Source organism: Tahibacter caeni, assembly GCF_024609805.1.
In the GTDB taxonomy this organism is placed as follows: Bacteria; Pseudomonadota; Gammaproteobacteria; order Xanthomonadales; family Rhodanobacteraceae; genus Tahibacter; species Tahibacter caeni.
In genome coordinates this window covers 1-4,562 of record NZ_JANFVR010000357.1, presented here as the reverse complement: position 1 = coordinate 4,562, position 4,562 = coordinate 1, and the positions used below count along the sequence as shown (strand labels likewise).

The window sequence follows — 4,562 nt, the reverse complement described above, 5'->3', positions numbered from 1 at the left end:
CGCGCGCGGTTGCGCGCGAGCGTCTCGCGCGCGTTGCGCGCCTGCTGCTCGGCCGCGCGGTTTGCGTCGATGCGCTGCCGGCGCGCGTCGCGGTCGCGCAGCCGCGCGGCGAATTCCGCGACGCCGGCCAGGCGCCGCTCGGGATCGCCGTCGGTCGCGAGGCGGATGTCCTCGCGCAGCAGCTCGTCGTCGACGTCCTGCTCCCAGCCCGAAACCATGGGCTTGTTCAGGCGGCCGGCCAGCAGCTGGTACAGCAGGATGCCGAGCGCGAAGACGTCGCTCTGCACGGTCGGCGCATGGCCGGTGAACACCTCGGGCGCGACGTACAGCGGCGTGCCCGAGGACGAATCGGTCGCGACGCTCTGCGTCACGGTCAGGCCGAGCCGCGTGATGCCGAGCGATTCCAGCCGCTCGGGATCGAGCAGCCGGCCGCTACCGAAATCGGTCAGGCGGATCAGCCAGTCCTCGCCGTCGGCCGCGATCAGCACGTTGGCGGGCTTGAGGTCCTTGTGCAGCACGCCGACGCCGTGGGCCGCGGCGACCGCGTCGGCGATCTGCAGGAACAGGGCGACGCGCGCGGCGCTGTCGAGCGCCGCGAGGTGATGCTCGGACCAGGCCGGCAGGCTGTCGCCGCCGTATTCGCATTCGAGGAAGAACGGCGGGCTCTCGAAATTCCAGTCGATGATGTCGACGAAGTGGCGGCGGTCCTCGAGGCTTTCCTGCAGCACGCGCGCGAGCGTCGCTTCGCGCTTGAGCGCGCGCAGGCGCTCGCCGTCGGCGCCGAACTTGTAGACGCGCTTCTCGCGCGTCTTGGCGTGCTCGGCCAGCCAGACCTCGCTGCCGCGGTTGCTGCCGAGCTGGCGGCGCAGCAGGAAATTCTCGCGTCCCGGCACAGGCCGGCCCGCGGCCAGCTCGAGCTGGCTGACCAGGCGACGGCCGACCGCGATGCGCTCGATCGCACCGTCGAGGCGGTAGCCGATGCGGGCCTGGGTCAGCAGGCGCTCGGCATTGGCCTCGCCGAGCGCGCGGCGCAGCTTGTTGACCGCGTTCGGCAGCACCTTGTCGACCGTGATGCGTCCGGCCCAGACCTCGCGCAGCAGCTCTTCCTTCGTGACGACTTCGCCGGCGTGGCGCAGCAGGTAGGCCAGCACTTCGAGCGCGCGGCGCTCCACGTCGACCGGCAGGCCGGCGACGCGCAGCTCGAAACGCGCCTCGTCGAACTCGGCCGAGCCGAAGCGATAGCAGTAATGGGTTCGTTCGGGGAGATCGTGCTCGGTCTTCATGGTGCTGAAAAGGCGCGCGGCGGCCGCCCGGCTGAAGGCGGCGGCCACGTGGAAACGCGCACGAAAGCGTCACGCCGCGCGGTCGGGACGGCCGTCGGGAAGGCGCAGAAAAGCGCCGTCCCGTACGGCGTTACCCATTCGTTACCGCGCCGTTATCCATCCGTGCCTACGAAAGCTGTCGTGAACCCTAGCATGCGAGCGCGTTCCGGTTGTAAGGCGTCGGTTACGGACGACGCCCGACGCCGGCGCATGGAAAGCCTGAATCCGGAGACCCTCATGTTGAACAGCAAGCTCGCCGTCGCGCTCGCCGCGGCACTCCTCCACACGCCTCTGGCCCTGGGCCAGACCACGACCTGGCGCGTCGCCGCCGGCGAGGACGCCCGCATCGTCATGCCGGGCGTGCCCAACGGCGTGAGCCGCTGGTTCGCCGACATCGTCTACGGCGACGTCGGCCGGGGTCTGATCGGTTTCCGCATGGCCACTCCCGACAGCCTGGCCGGCTACTGGGCCAGCGTGCCGGGCACGTTCACGCGTTACGCGCAGCTCGGCACGACCGACGACACCGGCCCGGGCCGCAGCGGCAGCGAGGCCGGCAACGTGTTCCTGAACATCTACACCGGCGACGGCGCGGCCGCGCCGAACGGCCAGCGCGTATTCCAGGGCCGCGCCGGCGACGCCGCTTCGCCGGCCACGGCCAGCTACGGCGTCTGGCGCTGGGACGGCGTGCGCAACGTCGAAGTCGCGCGCAGTCTCGTCGGCGATCCGCTGGGCCCGGGCCTCGGCGCCGGCTGGACCTTTCCCAACAGCTCCGGGTTCGCCGCGGCGCGCGCCTACGGCACGGCCGGCCACGTGCTGCTCGACGCCGACGTCAGCAGCCCGACCGGCGCGTCGGGCCATGCGCTGATCCGCCACGTGCCCGGCGGCGGCAACCAGCCCTGCCTGCGCAGCGGCGCGACCGACGCCGCGCTGGCGCCGGGCCTGACGGCCGGCGACTCCTTCCAGAACAATTGGTCTCTGCTCGGCAACATCAGCGTCAGCAGCGCCGGTCGCGTCTACGGCAGCTTCGATGCGACCGGATCGCGCTCCGGCATCTGGGAACTCTGTGCCGGCGCGCCGCGCGCCCTTGCGGTCGACGACGAAACCGGCGCGCGCGGTCCGGCCATCGGCATCGCCACCGCGACCTTCACGAGCGGCTTCGAGGCGCCGTATCCCGGATCGGCGGGCCAGTTCTATTTCTTCAGTTACTTCCGCCGCGCGGCCGGCGTGAACAGCGAATACGGCCTGTTCCAGCACGACGGCAGCGCGAACCGCCCGATCGCCTACCAAGATTCGAACGGCTACTACGGCCCGAACTGGATCGACGCGACCTGGCGCACGTTCAACGTGGACTCGCTGAGCGCCGGCGGCGAGTACGCCGGGTTCAGCGCGTCGATGACCACGACCGACGGCGGCAATCCCACGGGCTTCTGGCGCGTGCGCGCGGGCCGGCGCCCGGAACTCGTCGCGCTGATCGGCATACCGGGCCAGTACGGCCCCGAGCCGAACCGCACCTGGCGCGCGTTCGGCGCGAGCGCGGTGCTGGCCAACGGCGACCTCGTGCTCGAAGCGCGCACCGATCCCGGCGACATCAGCGGCCTGTGGCTGCTGGAAGCCGGCCGCGCGCCGCGCAAGCTGCTCGAGGCCGGCCAGGCCATCACCCTGCCGACGACGACCGGCGCGCAGGCCAGCACGATCACGAGCTTCGACCTGCCCGGCAGCGGCTCCGACCACGGCCGCGGCCGCGACCGCTGGATGGGCGCCGACGGCACCCTGCTCGTGACCGCGACCGTGGCCAGCTACGGCACCGTGCTGCTGACCACGCAGGCGTCCGACCGCATCTTCCGCAGCGGCATCGACTGACCTCCCCCGCCGGATCATCGGGTCGCGGGCGACGGTCCAGGGAGGGCCGGAAAGCCCGGGCCAGGCGCGCGCGGACCCGGCCGGCACGCCTGGCATCGATGATCCGGCGCCTTTTTCCCGGAAGCCGCGGCGGCACGGAGGCAGCCACCGCGCGAGGCAGGGAATGCCGCGGCTTCCGGGGCTTTTTTCGGAACGACGCCGGATCAGCGCCGCCGCGCGAGCAGCGGATGGCCGATCACGGCCGCGACGATGATCAGCACGCCGAGATAGAAATGCCCGTCGAGCTGGCGCTGTTCGCCGAACAGCAGCGCGGCGATCGCGATCGCGTAGACCGGCTCCAGGTTGATCGCGAGCTGGGCCGTGAACGCGCTGATCTGGCGCAGCGCGACGAGCGACAGCGCGAACGGCAGCAAGGTGCAGCCGTAGGCGAGAACCGCGAGCAGCAGCGCGTCGCGCAGGCCCGGCAGCGGAAACACCGGCCCCGTATGCGGCAGCAGCGGCGCGGCCAGGGTCAGCAGCACCGTGCCGGCGCCGAGCTCGATCGCGGTCACGCTCAACGCGTCAGCCTGGCCGACGTAACGCTTGTTCAAGGCCGAGAACGTCGAGGCCAGGAATGCCGAGATCACGCCGACCAGCAGTCCGAGCTGCATGCCGGCCGGCGTGCCGCCGACCACGAGCAGTACGCCGGGCACGACGAACAGGCCGAGGCCGAGTTCGCGCGGATCGAACGGCCGCCGCGCGATCCAAGGCTCCACGACGGCCAGGAAGATCGGACACAGCGCCATCGCGATGACCGCGACCGAGGCGTTCGCGAGCTTGATCGCGCCGTAGAACGACAGCCAGTGCAGCGCGACCACGCAGCCGATGCCGGCGTACGTCGCGATCAGCTTCGCCGGCAGCGCGCGCAGCTGGCGCACGACGCGCGGCAGCAGCAGCGCCGTCGCGCTGACCAGCAGCATGCGCCACCAGACCAGCGCCGCCGCCGGCAGGCTGATCAGCTTGCCGAGTATCGCGGTGAGTCCCCAGAGCAGCACGCAGAAGTGGATCTGCAGCAGGGCCCTGGACTGGGCGGAGACGGGCAAGCGGCACCAGAAGCGCGAAAGGGGACGACGAGCATGCCAGCTTCACGCGGCCTCGTGCCAACTACGCCACACGCGGCCGCGCGTTGCCGAAAGCGCGCGTCCGTGCCGACCGGCTTCCGCCGTGCGTCGCCGTCGGTTGCACTGCCCGCACGGCACGGGAAAGGGGGACACGTGACGATGACATTACGAGTGCTCGGACTGGTCGCGGCGGCGGCGCTCGCCGCGGCGGATGCATCGGCGCAGCGGGCCGACTCGCGCCGGCTCGCCGCCGACGTCGCGGACGACCTGTCGCCCGGCC

3 protein-coding genes are annotated in these 4,562 nt (G+C 71.8%); 1 reads left to right on the top strand and 2 read right to left on the bottom strand.

Going from position 1 to position 4,562, the window contains the following annotated elements; translation table 11 throughout:
- A partial coding sequence (locus NON22_RS20660) for a protein kinase domain-containing protein (protein ID WP_257388869.1) occupies positions 1-1,283 on the bottom strand: 1,283 nt, incomplete at its 3' end.
- A 276-nt stretch (positions 1,284-1,559) separates the two neighbouring features.
- On the opposite strand from NON22_RS20660, the gene NON22_RS20655 reads away from it, so the two are divergent.
- On the top strand, positions 1,560-3,182 hold the full coding sequence (locus tag NON22_RS20655) for a hypothetical protein (protein WP_257388868.1): 1,623 nt from the start codon (positions 1,560-1,562) through the stop codon (positions 3,180-3,182).
- A 203-nt stretch (positions 3,183-3,385) separates the two neighbouring features.
- Here NON22_RS20655 and NON22_RS20650 read toward each other — a convergent pair whose 3' ends face one another.
- Complete coding sequence (locus NON22_RS20650) at positions 3,386-4,264, bottom strand: DMT family transporter (RefSeq protein ID WP_257388867.1); 879 nt, start codon at positions 4,262-4,264, stop codon at positions 3,386-3,388.
- Positions 4,265-4,562: the final 298 nt, after the last annotated feature.